General features: G+C 60.5%; 19 protein-coding genes. 2 read left to right on the forward strand and 17 right to left on the reverse strand.

The genetic code is table 11. The annotated features are described in order from the left end of the window. Positions 1-86: 86 nt before the first annotated feature. The 15 genes from atpB to AAAX34_RS08140 form a co-directional block, all read right to left on the reverse strand. Positions 87-890: a F0F1 ATP synthase subunit A gene (gene atpB, locus AAAX34_RS08070; protein WP_022094263.1), complete on the reverse strand. Its 804-nt coding sequence runs from the start codon at positions 888-890 to the stop codon at positions 87-89. 3 nt (positions 891-893) lie between these two features. Then, on the reverse strand, positions 894-1,205 hold the full coding sequence (locus tag AAAX34_RS08075) for a hypothetical protein (RefSeq protein WP_022094264.1): 312 nt from the start codon (positions 1,203-1,205) through the stop codon (positions 894-896). 281 nt (positions 1,206-1,486) lie between these two features. Then, positions 1,487-2,134, reverse strand: a complete 648-nt coding sequence (upp, locus tag AAAX34_RS08080) for a uracil phosphoribosyltransferase (RefSeq protein ID WP_349110776.1) — start codon at positions 2,132-2,134, stop codon at positions 1,487-1,489. A gap of 123 nt (positions 2,135-2,257) precedes the next feature. After that, positions 2,258-3,799 (reverse strand): glycerol kinase GlpK, encoded by a 1,542-nt coding sequence (glpK, locus tag AAAX34_RS08085; RefSeq protein ID WP_349110777.1) that lies wholly within the window; start codon positions 3,797-3,799, stop codon positions 2,258-2,260. 13 nt (positions 3,800-3,812) lie between these two features. Next, positions 3,813-4,556: an L-threonylcarbamoyladenylate synthase gene (locus AAAX34_RS08090; protein ID WP_022094267.1), complete on the reverse strand. Its 744-nt coding sequence runs from the start codon at positions 4,554-4,556 to the stop codon at positions 3,813-3,815. A 148-nt stretch (positions 4,557-4,704) separates the two neighbouring features. Next, entirely contained in the window at positions 4,705-5,007 is a 303-nt protein-coding gene (locus AAAX34_RS08095; RefSeq protein WP_006235701.1) for a helix-turn-helix domain-containing protein, read from the reverse strand. Further along, positions 4,994-5,389: a type II toxin-antitoxin system RelE/ParE family toxin gene (locus AAAX34_RS08100; protein WP_022094268.1), complete on the reverse strand. Its 396-nt coding sequence runs from the start codon at positions 5,387-5,389 to the stop codon at positions 4,994-4,996. The genes AAAX34_RS08095 and AAAX34_RS08100 overlap by 14 nt, the downstream gene beginning before the upstream one ends. 75 nt (positions 5,390-5,464) lie before the next feature. Continuing rightward, complete coding sequence (locus AAAX34_RS08105) at positions 5,465-6,739, reverse strand: HemK/PrmC family methyltransferase (protein ID WP_349110779.1); 1,275 nt, start codon at positions 6,737-6,739, stop codon at positions 5,465-5,467. Positions 6,740-7,377: 638 nt separating this feature from the next. Beyond that, positions 7,378-8,445 (reverse strand): peptide chain release factor 1, encoded by a 1,068-nt coding sequence (gene prfA / locus AAAX34_RS08110; RefSeq protein WP_055252487.1) that lies wholly within the window; start codon positions 8,443-8,445, stop codon positions 7,378-7,380. Positions 8,446-8,674: 229 nt separating this feature from the next. Further along, positions 8,675-10,090 (reverse strand): M20/M25/M40 family metallo-hydrolase, encoded by a 1,416-nt coding sequence (locus AAAX34_RS08115; protein WP_349110780.1) that lies wholly within the window; start codon positions 10,088-10,090, stop codon positions 8,675-8,677. Between the two features lie 72 nt (positions 10,091-10,162). After that, positions 10,163-10,948 (reverse strand): amino acid ABC transporter ATP-binding protein, encoded by a 786-nt coding sequence (locus AAAX34_RS08120; RefSeq protein ID WP_349110781.1) that lies wholly within the window; start codon positions 10,946-10,948, stop codon positions 10,163-10,165. A 22-nt stretch (positions 10,949-10,970) separates the two neighbouring features. Beyond that, positions 10,971-12,119, reverse strand: a complete 1,149-nt coding sequence (locus AAAX34_RS08125; RefSeq protein ID WP_349110783.1) for an amino acid ABC transporter permease — start codon at positions 12,117-12,119, stop codon at positions 10,971-10,973. Between the two features lie 9 nt (positions 12,120-12,128). Continuing rightward, entirely contained in the window at positions 12,129-13,055 is a 927-nt protein-coding gene (locus AAAX34_RS08130) for a transporter substrate-binding domain-containing protein (protein ID WP_349110784.1), read from the reverse strand. Positions 13,056-13,335: 280 nt separating this feature from the next. Continuing rightward, positions 13,336-14,229, reverse strand: coding sequence for an aldose 1-epimerase family protein (locus AAAX34_RS08135; protein WP_349110786.1), 894 nt, complete (start codon positions 14,227-14,229; stop codon positions 13,336-13,338). Positions 14,230-14,342: 113 nt separating this feature from the next. After that, a complete protein-coding gene (locus AAAX34_RS08140; RefSeq protein WP_349110788.1) occupies positions 14,343-15,212 on the reverse strand; it encodes a hypothetical protein in 870 nt (289 codons plus the stop codon). A gap of 252 nt (positions 15,213-15,464) precedes the next feature. Between AAAX34_RS08140 and AAAX34_RS08145 the strand changes: the two genes are divergently transcribed. Both AAAX34_RS08145 and AAAX34_RS08150 read left to right on the forward strand, forming a co-directional pair. Beyond that, entirely contained in the window at positions 15,465-16,715 is a 1,251-nt protein-coding gene (locus AAAX34_RS08145) for an MFS transporter (protein WP_349110790.1), read from the forward strand. A gap of 45 nt (positions 16,716-16,760) precedes the next feature. Then, on the forward strand, positions 16,761-17,207 hold the full coding sequence (locus AAAX34_RS08150) for a low molecular weight protein-tyrosine-phosphatase (RefSeq protein ID WP_349110791.1): 447 nt from the start codon (positions 16,761-16,763) through the stop codon (positions 17,205-17,207). A gap of 153 nt (positions 17,208-17,360) precedes the next feature. Here the strand turns inward: AAAX34_RS08150 and AAAX34_RS08155 are convergent, their stop codons facing one another. Both AAAX34_RS08155 and AAAX34_RS08160 read right to left on the reverse strand, forming a co-directional pair. After that, positions 17,361-17,690, reverse strand: a complete 330-nt coding sequence (locus AAAX34_RS08155; RefSeq protein WP_349110793.1) for a TIGR04076 family protein — start codon at positions 17,688-17,690, stop codon at positions 17,361-17,363. Continuing rightward, positions 17,683-18,507 carry a PfkB family carbohydrate kinase gene (locus AAAX34_RS08160; RefSeq protein WP_349110795.1) on the reverse strand — a complete coding sequence of 275 codons (825 nt, stop codon included), beginning with the start codon at positions 18,505-18,507 and terminating at the stop codon, positions 17,683-17,685. The genes AAAX34_RS08155 and AAAX34_RS08160 overlap by 8 nt, the downstream gene beginning before the upstream one ends. Between the last annotated feature and the right edge of the window lie 15 nt (positions 18,508-18,522).

Here is an 18,522-nt window from a genome sequence, read left to right on the forward strand (position 1 = left end):
ATAACCTTTTTATAACTGCCGGGCTCCATGGGTACGGGCACCGGCGGTTTAACGAATTACCTTACCTTTAAGGCGCGAACGGAAGACTACTCCTCCTCCGCGACCTCCTCTGCCTCGGAGACATACACGGCGGTAAGGACCGTGAAGACGTAAGCCTGGATGGCGCCGACCACAAGCTCGATCGCATAGATCAGGATGAGGATGGCAAGCCAGGCCAGCGAAGGCAGGGCGCCGACGGCGTGGGCCGCGGAAACCTGCTGAAGCAGCGGCTGCATGAACATGCTCGCCATGATGGCGAACGAGCCCATGACCACGTGTCCTGCGAACATGTTGCAGAACAGACGGACGGCGAGCGTGATGAGGCGCAGGAAGGTCGAGAAAAGCTCGACGACCCACACGAGCACGTTCATCGGGAAGCTCACGCCCTGCGGGGCGAGGCTCTTGATGTAGCCGATCACGCCGTGAGCCTTGCATCCGTAGTAGATGAAGTACACGAAGGCGAAGATGGCGAGCGCGGCGGTGGAGCCGATTGCGCCGGTGCCGGGCTTCATTCCCGGGATCAGGCCGATCATGTTGTTGATCAGAATGAACAGGAAAAGCGAGCACAGGAACGGGAAGTGCTTCTTCCAGTTCTCACCCACGACGCCCTTGCCGATATCGTTCTCGACGTACTCGATGATGTACTCGAAACCGTTGACGAAGAAGCCCTTGGGAACCAGGGTCTGCTTCTTCTTGAACACGGCCAGGACGATCAGGAGCACGATCGTGGAGACGATCAGCCAAAACGAGTACTGCGTGATGCCGCAGCTCAGATCGCCCACGACAGGGGTGGAGCTGAACTCGCTGACCAGATGATTAATCTCATCAGGCAGCTTTTCAAAAATTTCCACGACTTACCTTTCGACCTCATGAGGATCTCGCAGCGCCTTGGCGACGCGAACCGTGCAGGCGGCCATAAAGGCCACGAAGCCGATCGCCTCGCCCAGGAGGAACATGCGAAATGCCTCTCCGAACAACACAAACACAACCAAGGTAAAGACGAGCAGGGCGATTGCCGAGACCGCCAGACTCACCATACCCTTGAGCATGTCCGCATTCTGTTTATCGTCAAGAACCGGCTTGAGCGTAAAGACAAAGGGAAGGAAGGCAATTGCGCCCGCGATGGCGCCTGCAACGATAGCGAGCAGATCGGCTATCTGAAACACTGGCGTCCTCACTTTCCTTTTTAACGCTTCACAGAACAGTTCCCGCCAAACATTGGTGACTATTGTACGAGCCAATCGCTAAAGTACAACCGAAAAAGCATCGGTTAATACGCACCTGTTCGTTTTCTTAAGACCTTCTTTATGCCGCAGGTACGGTAATACGTTTTTCTCGAACCCTGCAGGGCAAAACGTCCGTTAACAGGAGTGCGCGCGGTCGCCTTTTGTTCGTCCGCGCGCACCGTTTCTTCGTATTTGCAGCCGCGGCCGTCTTAGCCCAGCGACTAGAGCGTGCCGTAGATGCGGTCACCGGCGTCGCCCAGGCCGGGAACGATGTAGGCGGCCTCGTTGAGATGGTCGTCGATGGCGCAGGTATAGATATGCACATCTGGGTCCTTCTCAGTCAGCGACTTGAGGCCCTCGGGGGCCGCGACGATGCACAGCATGCGGATGTCCTTGACACCGCGCTCGCGCAGGTAGCTAATGGCCATCTCGGCCGAACCGCCCGTGGCGAGCATGGGGTCGACGACCAGGCAGATGCGCTGGTCGATATCCTTGGGCATCTTGCAGTAATACTCGTGCGGCTCGTGGGTAACCCCGTCGCGCTCCATGCCGATGTGGCCCACGCGAGCGGAGGGCACCAGGTCGAGGATGCCGTCGACCATGCCAAGGCCCGCACGCAGGATGGGCACGATGGCGAGTTTCTTGCCAGCAAGCTGTTTGAACGTGGCGGTAGTGATGGGGGTCTCGACCTCGACGTCTTCCATAGGCAGGTCGCGCATGGCCTCGTAGCCGTCAAAAAGCGCGAGTTCGCGCACGAGCTGACGGAACTGGTTGGTGCCGGTGTTTTTGTCGCGCAGGATCGACAGCTTGTGCTGGACGAGCGGGTGATCGACAAGCGTCACACGGGACGCATCGTAGGTGACGGTCATGGATTGATTGCCCCTTTCGTTGCGGCCGCAAAACGGCCTTGCTGACAAGGCGTGCAGCAATGTTGCCGCCGCACGCCATGCATTAGTTTAGCGGTTTGTTGTATCGAGCAGCCCATCGCAGCCCTACTGTGCGGTGCTGAGCGAGCGCCTTACTGCATCACGCCAGCCCGCAAGGTTTTGCTCGCGGCGCTCGGCGGACATGTGGGGAAGGAAGGTCCTAACGATCTGGGCATTTTGCTCCAGCTCCTCCAGGTCTTCCCAATAGCCGACGGCAAGACCCGCCAAGTACGCGGCACCGATTGCCGTGGTCTCCACCGTCTCGCATTGCAGCACGGGGATATCCAGCAGGTCGGCCTGGAATTGCATGATGAACTCGTTGCGCGAGGCACCGCCATCGACAGACAGGCGCTCGATCGAAAGCCCCACGTCCTGCTCCATGGCGCGCAGCACGTCGTAGCTCTGATATGCCATGGATTCGCAGGCGGCACGTACGATGGTCGCACGGCTCGAGGCGCCGGTCAGACCGCACACGATACCGCGGGCATGCGGGTCCCACCAGGGAGCGCCCAAACCCGCAAAGGCGGGAACGAAGTAGCAGCCCTCGTTGTCGCTAATCGAAGTGGCGAGTTGTGCCGACTCGCTCACGCTCGAGATGATGCCCATGTTGTTGCGAAGCCAGTTCATCGTTGAACCGGCGGCAAAAATAGAGCCCTCGAGCGCATAGCTGACTTTGCCGTCCGCAGCGATACCGATGGTGGAGACCAGGCCATTCTTGGATTCGACGATCTCGTCGCCGGTGTTCATGAGCATAAAGCAGCCCGTGCCATAGGTGTTTTTGGTCTGGCCGGGATAGAAGCAGCAGTGACCGAACAGCGATGCCTGCTGGTCGCCCGCCACACCCATGATGGGCGGCATGTTGGTCATGATGTCGCTCGCGACGCGGCCGTAGTCGCCCGAGCTCCAGCGAACCTCGGGCATCATGGAACGTGGAACGTCAAAGAGCGCCAGCAGGTCGTCGTCCCAATCGAGCGTATGGATATTAAAGAGTGCCGTGCGGCTGGCATTGGTGTAGTCGGTGGCAAAGACCTGGCCGCCGGTGAGGTTGTAGATGAGCCAGGTGTCGATGGTGCCAAACATGAGGTCGCCCGCCGCCGCGCTCTCGCGTGCGCCGTCGACGTTGTCGAGAATCCACTGCACCTTAGAGGCCGAGAAATACGGGTCAAGCGTAAGTCCCGTGCGGGAGCGCACCAGCTCCTCGCAACCCTGTTCAACCAACGCGTCGATCGCCGGCGCGGTACGACGGCACTGCCATACGATGGCGTTATAGATGGGCTGGCCGCTCACGCGGTCCCAGACCACCGTGGTCTCGCGCTGGTTGGAGATGCCGATGGCGGCGATGCGATCGGAATGGATGCCGCTCTTAAACTGAACCTCCATCATCACGCCGATCTGGCTGGCAAGCACCTCCGTGGGATCCTGCTCCACCCAGCCGGGGCGCGGGAAGCTGGTTTTGACGCTACGACGCGCCTGGGCAACGATGCAGCCGTATTCGTCGACAATGGCCGCGAGTACCGAGGTAGTGCCGCAGTCGAGCGCCATGATGTAGGAACCGCCAAAGTTAAACGAGGCATCTTCCATGCCCAGGCTGCCCAGATTCAACGACATCGCTTACACCCTTCTATTGCATCGGGTCGGACAGGACCCGCTCGATCTCTGATGCGGGAAGTGCGCCTTGGCGCAGGATCTGGAGCCCGCCGTGCTGGAACGACACGATGGTCGAGGCGTCGCGACACGGGGTCTCACCGGCGTCGACGGCAACATCGACCCCCTCCAGGATGCGACCCTCGACGGCGGCAAAGCTTGCCGGCGAAGGCGCACCGTGCGTGTTGGCGCTCGTGCAGGCAAGGGGACTGCCGCAGGCGCGGATGAGCGCTTGGACCACGGGAGAGGCCGAAGCGCGCAGGGCCACGGTGTCGTCGGCAGCGCGCATAAAGGTCGGCACGCAGGGGGCTGCCTTGACCACGATAGTCAGGGCTCCCGGCCAGCATCGTCGCGCGAGTACGCGGGCATCTTCCGGGATATCCACGCCATAGCGGTCGAGTGCTTCGACGCCATCGACCAGCCAAGCGACGGTTTGCGTGAGCTCACGTTGCTTGAGAGTGAAGATACGGCGATAGCCGGTGCCGAGCGCAGGAACTGCGGCGCCATTGACGGCAGCCTGCGGATCGCGCGGCCACGATGGGAATTCGCTTGTATCTTGGGGCACGGCGTCCGAGAAGGCGTTGACTGCCACGGCGACACCGTAGACGGTCTCGGTCGGAATCAAGGCCAAGCCGCCGCGGCCGAGCACCTCGGCCGTGCGCTCGACGGCAAGCCGATGCGGCTCGCGCGTTCCCTCGTATACCCGATAGACCGTCTGCATGTGTATGCCAGCCCCTTACGCTCCGGTGCAAGTTTGTTTACTGTGGGGCATTCTCGCACGAAACATTCAACCTATTTGCCCAGAGCGCATGTTGGTTTGGTGAGCGGCTCTAGTAGTCGGTGAAAGTGAGGGGGTTAATTGAAGATTTTTAGCGCGCAAGCGTAACGGTACGATCGGGAAACTCGATGCTTGCAACCAGTTTTCCGCCGAGGCTCTCTGCGTACCTGCTCAGCGTGTCGAGCCTCATCGAACCCAACTCCCCACGCTCGAGCTCGGATACACGTTTTTGAGAAACGCCCATCGACTGGGCGACCGACGCCTGTGTTAGATCTTTTAACCTGCGAATCTGAGCAAGCTTATAGGCTTCGATACGATCGCGAGTCCTCTCCTGCTCGGCGGTAATGGAGTCGCGTGTTATCCCGCGAGATTCCATATACTCATGCAGTTCCATCTCGATCGAGCCTCCTTACGTGGCGACGGTATATTTGCTCGGCCCTTGGAATGTTGATCGCATACCAACCGTTCCATTTTGCCCTTGACGATCCCGCTCGCGACTTATCACCCGCCAATAGCAATACCGCCTGGCGCTTGGGGTCAAAGGCGAAGAGGATGCGAATCACCTGCCCACCACACGACGTCACTCTCAGCTCCTTTAAATGATGAAGCTTCGAGCCCTTTACGCGGTCAACCAGCGGACGACCAAGGCTGGGACCTTCCTTCTCGAGCACCAAAAGGTCTGCATAAATCTGCTTCAGCGTAGCTTCATCCTGCTCATCAAGCCAAGGTTCAATGTAATCAAGCACGATACGGTACCGATGCAGCTGATTTGACATACCTTTCTCCTTCTATAGTAGAAGTTTTACGGTATATTGCAAGGACAAACTTGCGCAAATGTCTATTTATTCAGCTTAAATACGCTGTTTGGGCTCGGTGACGATGGCTCGAACGATGCGGGGACGATCGGTGAGGTCGTGGACGATACGCACGTCCGAAAGGCCTGCTTGACGACAGAGCTCGGCCGCGGCGTCGAGCGCGCCCTCGTAGAGCTCGCAGGCAAACAGGCCGCCGGCACGCAGCATGTAGGGCGCCGCGTTGAGCAGGCGGCGGAAGATATCGAGACCGTCGGCACCGCCCTCGAGCGCCAGATCGGGCTCAAAGTCCTTGACCTCATGCGGCAGCGAGCGCATGACATCGGTGGGGATGTAGGGCGGGTTGGAGACGAGTACGTCAAAGGTGCCCCACTCTTCGCGGGGAATGGAGCTCACCAGGTTTGTGAGGCTGAAGGCGACCTCGTCGGACGTGAGGCCAAGCGCATCGCGGTTTTTGGTAGCAAGGTCGATGGCGCGCGGCTCGATATCGGTAGCAGTGCAGGTAACGTGCCCGCGGCGCTCCCAGGCAAGGGAGAGCGAAATGCAGCCCGTGCCGCAGCCGACCTCGAGAACGCGGGCAGTGCGGGGCTCGGCTGGGGCAGATACGTTGGCCTCGGCGGCATCTTGCGCGGGAGTCGCCTGTTGGTCGTTGTCCTCAATGGCGATGCCGTATTCGTCGAGCTCGGGCTCGGGGGTTTCCATGGCCTCTGCTTCTGCCGCTTCGGCTTCTGCTGCCTGCGCGGCGGCTTCCTCGGCCTCGCGGTCGGCCAGTTCCTCGGCATAGGCGCGGCTACCGAGCACGTCGCTACCCAGCGCAGCCTCATCGGCGGCCGTCAGGTTGGCGGCACGACGCTCGGCGGCCGCGCGTTCGTCAGCCAGCGCCGTCTCGGCTTTGCGGGCCTGCTCGACCTCATCGTTCCAAGGCAGCTCCACGCGCTGGCGGGCAGCGGCCTCGGGGCTCAGCACCTCGGCATCCAGATAGTTCAGAACTTCTTCGACGAGCATCTCGGTCTCGGGGCGCGGGATGAGCACACCGGGGGCGCACGCGACGTCGATCATGCGAAACTGCGTGCTACCGGTGATGTACTGCAGCGGCTCGCCCTTCGCGCGACGGACGACCGCCGCGTGCATGGTCTCGAGCTGCGCTGCGTCGAGCGTCTCGTCCATGCGCATATATAAGTCGATACGCGCCAGACCCGTAGCTGCGCACAGCAGCCACTCGGCAGAAAGACGGGGGTGCTCCTCGCCGCGCTCGGCCAGGTACTCCTTGGTCCACTCGAGACAACGCTTGATGGTCCAAATCTCGTTTGCCATGGGGCCCTCCCCTCTTAAGCGCCGGACGGCGCGCGAATGTCGGAGCAGATTGTACGCGAGGCCAGCGCTTGGCAAGGGACGATTGAAAGCGATTATCGAGAATCAGCCCAGAATTTTGCACCGAGCTCGCTCAAAGTGTTCATTCGCCGACGTCTAAATCTGCATTCGTCAAGCTTTTGGCAAGGTTGACCCAAAACTGACCAATATCTAACCAAGAACTTGCCAAATCACTTGACGTGCGACGCATCAAAAAATGCACTGCGACTTCTCGGACGATTTTTTGAGCAATATTTTCAATAGCAGATGAAGGCTGTTAATTACTTTGAGCAGGTAGGCAGCTTAATTTCTAACAAAACAGATTAAATAAACTCGAAAAGTAATTTACCCAACCTAGTCATTTAAGAACGTCCCCAATGACTACATCTAAGGCACCGCAGGTTGAGCATACACAATGACTACCCAAGAGAACGCCGCAGGTAGAGAACGGACAGCGAGCGACGTCCAGAGCGAACAAGTTGGCATGAAAAAGGCAAGACATAGACCTTCTGGTCATGCCTTGCCTTTTGAATGGCAAATTGTCGCTCTGGGCGGCGCGCAGCGTCGAGCCGTTACGCGGTTTGGTAAAACCGCGTAACCCGCTACACAGCCTGTGCCAGCTTCTCGGCTCGCTCGGCGGCGGCGAGTGCCTCGATGACGGTGCCGAGCTGGTCGCCCAGGAGGACGCCGTTATAGGTGGAGTTGAAGCCGATGCGATGATCGGTCACGCGGTCCTGGGGCTGGTTGTAGGTACGGATCTTCTCGGAACGGTTGCCGTGGCCGATCTGGCTTTGGCGCTCGGCACCGAGCTCTGCCTGCTGCTTCTCGAGCTCCATCTCGTACAGACGGGCGCGCAGCATCTGCATGCAGACTTCGCGGTTCTGAATCTGGGAGCGCTGTTCCTGCGACTGCACCACGGTGTTGGTGGGCAGGTGGGTGATGCGCACGGCGGAATACGTGGTGTTAACGCACTGACCGCCAGGGCCGGAGGCGCAGTAGGTATCGATGCGCAGGTCGGACTGGTTGATCTGGACGTCGATCTCCTCGGCCTCGGGAAGTACGGCGACGGTAGCCGTGGAGGTCTGAATGCGGCCCTGGGACTCAGTCTTGGGAACGCGCTGGACGCGGTGCACGCCGGACTCGAACTTCATAACGGAGTAGACGCGGTCGCCCTCGACCTTGAACTCAATGGACTTAAAGCCACCGGCCTCGCTGGGGCTGGAGTCGAGCACGGTGGTCTTCCAGCCGCGCGACTCGCAAAAGCGCTGATACATCTTGTACAGGTCGCCGGCAAAGATGGCCGCCTCGTCGCCACCGGCGGCGGAGCGAATCTCGACGATGGTGTTCTTGTCGTCGTTGGGGTCGCTCGGAATGAGCATGTACTTGATGTCTTCCTCGAGCTGGGGAAGCTTGGCCTCGTTTTCGGAGATGTCCATCTGGAGCATCTCCTTCTCATCGGCATCAGTGGTATCGTGCAGCATTTCCTTGGCAGCCTCGATGTCATCGAGCGCGCCGATGTACTCGCGCGATGCGGCGATGAGGTCGGACTGGTGCGCGTACTCCTTGTTGAGACGCGTGAACTCCTTGATATCGGAGGCGACGGCCGGGTCGGAAAGCTTCTTCTCGAGCTCCTCGTAGGCCTTGATGATCTTTTCGAGCTTGTCGCGCATGACGGGACTCCTTTATATGCGTGAAGGTGAAAATCGGCAGAGTTGATGGGGCGCGGGGCGCCGCTGCGGGGGTAAGCCCGGCTAGAACATGTCGATCTTCAGATACATGCGCATCCCTTCGCGTATGGGGTACATAATTGCGGTCTAACCCATATATGATAGCGTGCGCAGGCAAACCTGCATATAACCCGCACGGAATCCGACAAAGGGACAGTCCCTTTGTCGGATTCTAGAGCGTATGGAGCAGGGCGATGAGGAAGCGGACACCCTGGAGGTAGGCGCGGCGGGTGATGCGCTCGTTGGTGCCGTGGACGCCGCGGTCGCACTCGTCATCGTCGACCACAAAGGCCGAGAAGCGAATGCATTCGGGACAAATGCGCTGGTAGTTAGCAGCATCGGTCGCGCCGATCACGGTCGAGGGGACAATCGCCAACGGCTCGGATGATCCGTTTTCCTCCGTCCCCTTTGGATCACAGAAATAGCGGGCGGCAATGGCGCGAACGGCCTCGAGTCCCGGTCCACCAACGCGCGGGGACGGCGAAGGTTCGGAGCTGCCGGGGCCAAGTTCGACCTCCACACGTCCGGCAAGGCCCGCCGCGGCAACCGCCTCGCGGCAGCGCGCCACAACGTCGGCCACGCTCGTGCCCTCAAGCATGCGGAAGTTAATGTTGGCCCACATATCCTGCGGCATTACGTTGGCGCCGGTGCTGCCACCCTCGATCTGCGTGGGCGCGCAGGTGGTGGTCACGAGCGGATAGAGCTTTTTGCTGGCGAGGCAGTCGCGGACAATGACGTCTCCATTAGCGGCAATCTCATCCGTCGTGTAGAGCCCCAGCTCGACAAGCTGCGCGGCAAGCAGATCGGTCACGCGAGCCGGCCATTCGATATCGCAGATTGCGGCAATGGCGCGGCTTAGCACCTCGAGCGATGTGCCACCGTAGGGGTTGGAGGAATGCCCGCCCTCGCTACGCGTCCTCAACACGATATCGGCGTAGCCCTTCTCCGCGAGATCGGCATGCATAAGCCAGCCCTCGCCCGCGCTATACTCGGCAGCCGGAACGATGCGGTAGTCACCCTCGTCGATCAGGTACTCAAGCTCAATGCCGCGCTCCTCGAGCGCGCGGCCGATGGCGCCTGCGCCGTACTGCGTAGTCTCCTCGTCCTGGCCAAAGGCCAGGAGCAGCGTGCGCTCGTGCTGCCAACCGTGCGCCAGCGCATACTCAACCGCCTCGAGAATGCCTGCGACCTGGTCTTTCATATCGATGGCGCCGCGACCCCAAATGTAGGTGTCGTCTACATGCCCGCTAAAGGGGGCGTGCGTCCAATCGTCCTCGGTGCCCGGCACCACGGGAACCACGTCCATGTGACCCATGAGCACAACGGGCTTGAGTGCAGGGTCGGAGCCGGAAAGCGTCACCAGCAACGAATGATCGATGAGTTCGACCTTACCCGCCGTAAATACGTTCGGCCAAGCCCGCTGCATATACGCGCGCAGGTCGTCGAACGGCTGCCAGTCCACCGCCTCGGCATCCATGCTCGAAATGGTCGGAAACGACAGCACACGGCCCAAGCGCTCGCATGCGCCGGCCTTGTCCAAATCGGCAAAATCATCCTCATGCGCAAAGAAGCGCCAAACCTCGGCCATGACATCCTTTCGATTGTGACGACAAGGGCCGCCCCACCGGAGCGGCCCTGCCACATAAACGCTTACGGTCGGTTATTTGTCCTCGAGATAACGCGAGAGGAACTCGCGGGTGCGCTGGTGCTTGGGGTTGCCGAAGAGCTCGGCCGGCGCGGCGTCCTCGAGCACCACGCCCTTGTCCATGAAGACCACGCGGTCGGACACCGTGCGGGCAAAGGCCATCTCGTGCGTGACGACGACCATGGTCATGCCGTCGGCGGCGAGCTTGCGCATGACCTCGAGCACCTCGCCCACGATCTCGGGGTCGAGTGCGGAGGTCGGCTCGTCGAACAGCATGATCTGCGGGTTCATGCATAGAGCACGAGCGATGGCCACGCGCTGCTTTTGACCACCGGACAGGCGACCCACGGCGGCGTGCGCGAATTTTTCGAGTCCCACACTCGTCAGATGCTCCAGCGCGACCTTCTCGGCCTCGGCCTTGCCCATCTTTTTGAGCGTGACGGGCGCGAGCGTGCAGTTGTCGAGCACATCCATGTTGTTGAACAGGTTAAAGCCCTGGAACACCATGCCGATGTCCTCGCGCAGCTTGTTGATGTTGCAGCGCTCGGCCGTGAGGTCCTGGCCGTGGAACCAGATGTGGCCCGCGTCCGGGGTCTCGAGCAGGTTGAGGCAGCGCAGGAAGGTCGACTTGCCCGAACCCGAGGCGCCGATAATGGTGACGACCTCACCGGGATTGACGGACAGGTCGATGCCCTTGAGTACCTTGAGCGAGCCGAAGCTCTTGCGCAGGCCCTCGACGCGGATGAGCGGCTCATTGGTCTGTGCGACGGCCGCAACGCCGGTAATGGCGGTATCTGCCATGATGATTCTCCTCGTCTTGAGCCTAGTTGGAGCTGGGCAGCGTGACCGGAGCCTCGGCGCCGAGCTTTTTGCCAAAGGCCTCGAGCAGGCGGCTCGCCACGAGCGTCAGGATCAGGTAGACCACGAGCGCCACGCAGTAGACTTCCATCTGGCGATAGTACACGCCGGCGACGGTGGTGGTGGCGTACATGAGGTCGAACACACCGATAACCGAGAGCACCGACGAATCCTTGATGTTGATGATGAGCTCGTTGGTGAGCGCCGGGATCGCGTTTTTAATGCCCTGGGGGAACACGACTTTGCGCATGGCTTGCCACTGCGACAGGCCCAGTGAGCGTGCTGCCTCGGCCTGACCGGGATCAATGGACTCGATGCCGCCGCGCAGGACCTCCATCATGTAGGCGGTGGAGTTGAGCGAGATGGTAACGAGGCCGGCGGTGAAGGTGCTCCAAATCTGGTTGGCCTGAGCGGTCTCGAAGCCCATGCCGCGCAAAACGGTGAAGCCCGCGTAATAGATGAGCAGGCCCTGGACCATCATGGGCGTGCCGCGCACGATGGTGGAGTAGACGGTCGCAAAGCCGCGGCCGATACTCTTAAAGAAGCGCACCAGGTCGTTGTCCACGCGATCGAACGTCTGAATACGCAGGAACACAAAGAGCAGTGCCAGGAAGAATGCGATGACGGTGCCGAAGGTGGCAAGCGCGATGGTGATCTCGATACCGCGGATAAAGAAGTCCCCGCTCTTGTAGGTCATGTAGACCAGGCTCGACAAAAAGTCGCTGGGGTTGGAATCCGAGACAATGCTCACCTGTACCAGGTCGATAAATGACATGACGCAGCGGTCCACGAAAAAGATCGCCGCGATGGCGACCACGACGTAGCTGCCCAGGCGTGCGCCACGGCGGCAACGCTCGGAGGCGAACGGCGACGTTTCGCGATAGTCGTTCCAGTGCATGAGCTTGGTGACCAGCGCCGCCGCCGACACGACGAGCCAGGCCCAAAGAATCGCCCAAAGGCAATCTTGGAACACGCCCGTGGGGGCCAAGAAGCTCAGCGGCGTGGGGTTGCGCTGGCTAAACGCCAGGCCGAGCGCCGCGATAACGCTCGTGCCCAGGTATACATAACGGTGGTCGGCCTTGATAAAGGAGGCCAGGCGATTAATGGTTTTCATGCTGCCTCCCTATGCCGGCTGACGGTCGAGGCACGCGTCCCACATTTGGTCGCGCTCCTCTTGGCTAATGCCCTTGAGTGTCTTGTCGATGAGCTTAAGCAGCTTATCCGAGCCCTTGCGGCAGCCGACGTTTGCCGTGACCTCCTGCTTAAAGCCCTCGCCATCGGCAAACTGAATCGGCACGATACCCGGGTTTTGGGCCATATAGCCCTTCTCGTTCTCAGTGTTGTAGGTCACGGCGTCGCAAGTGCCCTGCAGCAGATTCGAAAACACCGTGGGGACCGAGTCGACCGGGTTTTTGTGGACAACGCCCGGGATCTCGTCGATGACGGTATCGAGCATGGTGTCCTTTTGGCCGAGGACCGTTGCGCCGCTAAAGTCGCTGAGCTTGGTCGCATTCTGATAGGGCGAGCCCTCTTTTACGAACAGGCCAAAGTAACCGATAAAGTACGGGTCGGAAAAGCCGACGGACTCCTCGCGCTCGGGCGTGGCGCTCATACCGGCGATGATGAGGTCGATCTGGCCGTTGTTGAGCGAGTCGATAAGGCCCGAGAAGCTCTGTTTGACGGCAACGGGCTCGCCACCGAGGGCCTTGCAGACGATCTTGGCGATCTGCACGTCGTAACCATCGGCATAGGCGCCCTGCACGTTGTCGATGGGGATGGTGTACTCGCTGGCTTCGGAGACCTGCCAGTTGTACGGGGCGTAGGCCGCCTCCATGCCGATGCGGATCTTGTCCTTGCCGATCACGGAATCGGACAGGTCGTCGCGACCGCCACCCGTCGTGGGCCGAACTACTTCCAGCGTGGAGGGGCGCTGGCAACCGGCAAGTGCGCCGGCGACGACAGAAGCGCTCGCAGCGAGAGCACTACCCAAAAAGATGCGACGGCTGCATACCGGCTGTGGATGCGCGTCGCGTTGATGGGGAGAATGCATAATCTGCCTTCCCTGTTGAATCGTATGCTGACGACTTAACAGGATATACGCCAGCGACCAGCAGCGCAGCACAAGCTCGAAAAATTAATAGACACACGGTAGTCATTGGGAGCGTCGATGTTTTGGCGATGCCAGCGAGCGCCGCCCAGAGCGAACAAGTTGGCATGAAAAAGGCAAGGCATAGACCTTCTGGTCATGCCTTGCCTTTTGGATGACAAATTATCGCTCTGGGTGGCGCACAGCGTCGACCGGCCCGCCATTCGTTAGAACGGCGGAACCTCTAGAACAAGGTGACGCTAAAGCTACGTTTATCGGTAGCGCCGGGAGCCAAGGTGATGGTGTTGACCTTGTGCTCAAAGACATCGTCCTCGGTGTCCATGGTGGTATGACCGGTCCAGGGCTCGAGCGCCACAAACGGAGCGTCGTTGGCGGCAGACCACACGCCAATGTACTTAAAGCCCTCAAAGTCGATCTTGACGCCGTGGCCCGACTTGCGGCCGCGCAGTGTGAGCGTGGAGCCCGGAGTATCGGTGAACATGATGGCATCGTTATCGAAGCTGCGGTGCGTGATGGGCAGCACGTCCGAGTTGTCGGGCGCCTTGTAGCTGCCCTCGAACGTCATAAGACCGTCGGGCGTGATGATGGGAGCCTCGTTGGTCCAAGCCTCGGTAAACGCCAACTCGTAATCCTCGAACGCCTCATCCTCGGCATCGGGGGCGGGCACGTTAAATGCGGGGTGGCCGCCCACCGAGAACGGCAGGTCCACGTCGCCGGTGTTGGTGACGGCAAAGGTCTGCGTGAGGGTGGCGTCGCCGGTCAGGGCATAGGTCATGTTGAGCTTAAAGTGGAACGGAAAGGCCTTGAGCGACTCGGGCGTATCGGTGATCTCGTACGTTACCGAGGAGCCGTCCTCCGAAACCTCGACCAGCTTGTGCTCGACAATGCGCGCGAGTCCGTGGCGCGGCATCTCGCAGGTGCCGGCCGCAGACGTTGCCGTGTTGTTGCGCAGCGAGCCCACAATGGGGAACAGGATGGGCGCGTGCTTGCCCCAAAAGGCGGGGTCGCCCTGCCACAGATACTCGTTGCCGTTGAGGGCAAGGCTCGTGAGCTGGGCGCCCATGGAATCGATGGCCGCGGTGAGGCCGCCGCGTTTGATGGTAGTGACGGTAGACATGCTACTTCCTCCAAAAGTAAACAATAGTGTCGAGGGCTATTGTCCCACTCTTGGCGGCGGGACGGGACGGCAGGCGATTATTGAGTAGCCATAGCCGAATGAGCGGCGAGCGCCTACTGGGTATCCACGTAAAGGTCGAACCCGCCCTGCGGTGTGGTGTCGACCGTGTCGGGCGCCTGTGAGTTAAAGCTCACGGGGACCATGCGCTTTGAGGCGCGGAAGCGCGTGCCGTCGGTGGCGACGGGCGGTTCATCGACCGTGAGCTCGTAGTCGCCGGGCTTGAGCTCGATGCCGTCACCAGCCGAATTGACGTATTGATACTCGTCAATCGTCTGCCCTTTGAGCGTGCGCCCCACGATGTGAATGAGCATTTGGCTGTCGCCGCGCACGGTGTCCCACGTCGCGCCGTCCTTAACCTCGACCGACACATGTACCGAGCGCGTGCGGCCGAGCGATTGCTCGACAGACATCTCGACCTTGGCGGCGTCTTTTCGCTGTTGTTCGACATGGCTCCAGACGTTTCCAATTACCGAGCATGCGATAACGCCGGCCATAAAGGCGATAAGGATGGGGCCAAGCGGCGAGCGACGCCCTGCATCTTCCTCGCGAGACAGATTGGGACGACGTGTGGGTGCGGGCGCCTGGGCGCCCTGCGAGGGCACGTCGAGAATGCTGAAGGATGCCGTGCTGTCGGGATCGATGGTGTGACGCGGCTGCGGGGTCTTTGCCGGCGAGATCGACATGTCGGCTGGCTCGCCGAGCGTGGCCGTAGCGTCGGCCTTGGCCTCGTCTGCCTCGGCCTGGGCCCAGGCTTGTTCGAAGGTCAGGGGCTCGACGGGGTCGAGGGCGGCGTCCGAGTCGGCGGCGACGTCGCTGCCGGTCTCGTCCTCGTCGCTCGACACGCCACGCGGCGTGGGCTCGTCCCACTCCTCATCCGGAGCCTCGCCCTCGCTATACCACCATTCAAAGTTATCGATATCCATACGGGGCGCCCCTTAGGCCTCGCAAATAAACACTTGCTAGCCTTATACCCTCAGACGACACCGAAGCTCACCCGCGCCGAACACGAAAACCGTCACAACATTCGACGCTTTTCCTCGATTTCGAGATTTTCATCGAATGTTGTGATGGTTTGGGCGACTGGCCGGCAGCGCAATGTGACAAAGGGACGGTCCCTTTGTCACATTCTGTTAGAGTTGCAGGGATTAAATCCCGCCTATTCATGCGACATTGGAGTGACAACCTTGACCGCCGCAACCACGCCTAAAAGTAAGTCAACCGCCGCCGCGCTCTCCCCCGCGCGCACCAAGCTCTGCCTGGCGCTGCTCGTGCTGTTGGGATTCTCGCTCGGTTGCTCCGAATTCGTGGTTATCGGCATCGAAAGTGACCTGGCGACGGAACTCGGCGTATCGCTTGCCACTGCGGGCCAGCTCATCAGCGTGTTTGCGCTTGTCTACGCCATCGCGACGCCGGTGCTTGCGCTCAGCACGGGGCGTTTTCGCCGCTGCCAGCTGCTCGTGTGCTATAGCATCGTCTTTGTGCTCGGCAACCTGGTCATGGCGTTGGCGCCCAACTTCCAGGTGCTGTTTATCTCGCGCATCATCCTGGGCTCTGTCTCGGGTGCGCTGCTCGCCGTGGGCGTGACGTACATCCCTGAGCTTCTGTCCCCGCAGCAAACTTCGCTTGCCATCTCGGTGGTGTACGGCGCGTTTTCCGTGGCGATGGTCTTTGTGACCTCGATCGGTAAGTTTGTGGCCGACACGCTCGACTGGCACGTTGCCATGTACGGCGCGCTGACCTTTGCCGTTTTGATCTGCGGAGCGCTCGTGGCGTTTATGCCGCGCGCTGGGCAAACCGACGAGCACGCCACCTTTCGCGAGCAGGCGAGTCTGCTGCGCGAGCCGAGTATCATCACCGGCATGCTTATCTTTTTGTTTGGCGTGGGCTCGGTCTATGTGTTCTACGGCTACGTGACGCCTTATCTTGAGCAGGTGCTGGGCATGGGCACGGTCGAAGCCAGTACCACGCTTATGGCCTACGGCGTGTTCTGCCTGATCTCGAACATCCTGGGCGGATGGATCGACGCGCGTTTTGGCATGAAGGCGCTGCTTGTGACGTTTGTGCTGCAGGCGGCGGCATTGTTTGGGCTGTTTGCCGTAGGCGCTGCCATGCCGCTCGCGCTGGTCTTTGTCTTTAGCTTGGCGATGCTTATGTACCTGTTCTCGGTGTCGTGCATCACGCACTTTATGGACGTGGCACGCAACCGTCATCCTAAGTCGATGGTGCTCGCGAGTTCGGTTGAGCCCATGGCGTTTAATGTCGGCATTTCGTTTGGCACCGCGGTGGGCGGCGCCGTGGTAAGCGGAGTTGGCATTGCCTACGTTGGCGCGGTTGGTGCCGTGTTCTCGCTTGTGGCCTGGGCGCTCACGCTGGTGACGATTAAGTTGGCTCGCTGGGAGCGCAAGCGGGCGAGGGTGCAGGCGTAGATGCGATACTCGAGCTCGATGATGGCGATCGAAAGGAAACCGCATATGCAACGCGTACTGTTTATCTGTCATGGGAACATCTGTCGCTCGACGATGGCTGAGTCCGTGTTTACCGAGCTGGTGCGCCGCGCTGGACGCGAGGCGGAGTTTGTCATTGATTCCGCTGCAACGTCGACCGAGGAAATCGGCAATCCGCCGCATCGTGGCACCGTTGCCAAGCTGCGTGAAGTCGGGATTCCTGTCGTTGCCCACCGTGCGCGCCAGGTGCGTCGCGCGGAGTATGGTGACTGGGACCACATTGTCTATATGGATGCCGAGAACGCGCGCGGTCTGCGTCGCATTTTTGGCAGCGATCCCGATAGCAAGATCTCGCGCCTGCTCGATTGGACCGATCGTCCCGGCGACGTGGCCGATCCCTGGTACACCGGCAACTTCGATGCCACCTACCGCGATGTGCTCGCCGGCTGCACCGCTATGCTCGAGCAGTTATAGGCAAGCGAGCACGCGGACGCACGTGCCACGCCATCGGCATAAAACGAGCGTGGATGATCTCCCACTTTGAGCGTTCAAGCGCGCGCTAAACGGGAGAAAATCCACGCTCGTTATTATTGAGGGAGAAAAACCTCGCTCGATTGATTCGCTCGATTACTCGTCGACAACCTCAGCGAGCCAGACGTTCAGCGTATCGACCTCGGGGCAGCAGAACTTTGCCGTACCAGGCTCGTTGCCAGGCACGGTTCCGCCATAGCGCAGGATATCGATATAGGGAAAGCCCACATGGCAGGCCATGGCGCACATCTTGCCGCGGTCGCGGTCGAAGTCGAAGACGTCACCCGGCTTGTGCCCGTGATGGCAGCGGCATGTGCCCAGCTGGTCCACGCAGCTAATACGAATACGTGGGCGCCTGCCGCGCGGGGCACCGAGCGGCTTGTTCTCGCCCGCCGCCTCGGTGCTGCTCTCGTCGGCGTTACTCATGGTCAATCACATCCAGGCAGGCCTCGATGGGAAGGCCGGCGGACTTATCCTCCTGGTCGGCATTGCGCTCGATGAGCTCCGCTACCACACGCATGGCATCGCTCGTCGCGCGCTGCAGACTCCAACCTGCCATAACGCGGCCGACGAGCACCGCCGAAAACGTGTCGCCCGTGCCCGGGAAATAGACCGGGATCAGGTCGAAGGGAATCGTGAAGTACTCCCCCGCCACGTGGTCGTAACCGATGACGACATTCGCACCGTCGACCACAGCGCTCGTAATGACCACCGACTTGGCGCCCAGGACACGCACGGCATCCACAAGAGCACGGGCCTCGTCGGGCGTAATTTGCTCGGCGATAGGCGTATCGGTGAGCAGACAGGCCTCGGTGTAGTTGGGCACCGCGTAGTCTGCGCACTCCAGCAGGTGCCGCATAAGGCCAATCGTGGACTCGGGCACACCGGCATAGAGCTTGCCGTTGTCGCCCATGATGGGGTCGACGAACACCTTGGTACCCTTTTGCGCGCGACGGTGGCAGAAGTCCGAAATGATGCGCGTCTCTTCCTCGGTCACGATAAAGCCGGTCGAGATAGCGTCGAACTCAAAGCCGAGCTCCTCCCAGATAGCGAGGCTTTGGCGCACGTACTCCGTGGTGTCGTGAATGTAGAACTTGGGATAGTTGAGCGTATCGGACACAAGTGCCGTCGGCAGGTTATGGATACGGTAGCCCATGTGCGACAGCACCGGCAGCATGGCGGAAAGCGCAACCTTGCCGTAGCCGCACATATCGTTGATCAGCAGCAGCTGAGTGTTCTTCATGAGGGTCTCCCTTGG

The organism is Collinsella sp. CLA-ER-H4 (genome assembly GCF_040092395.1).
Classification (GTDB): domain Bacteria; phylum Actinomycetota; class Coriobacteriia; order Coriobacteriales; family Coriobacteriaceae; genus Collinsella.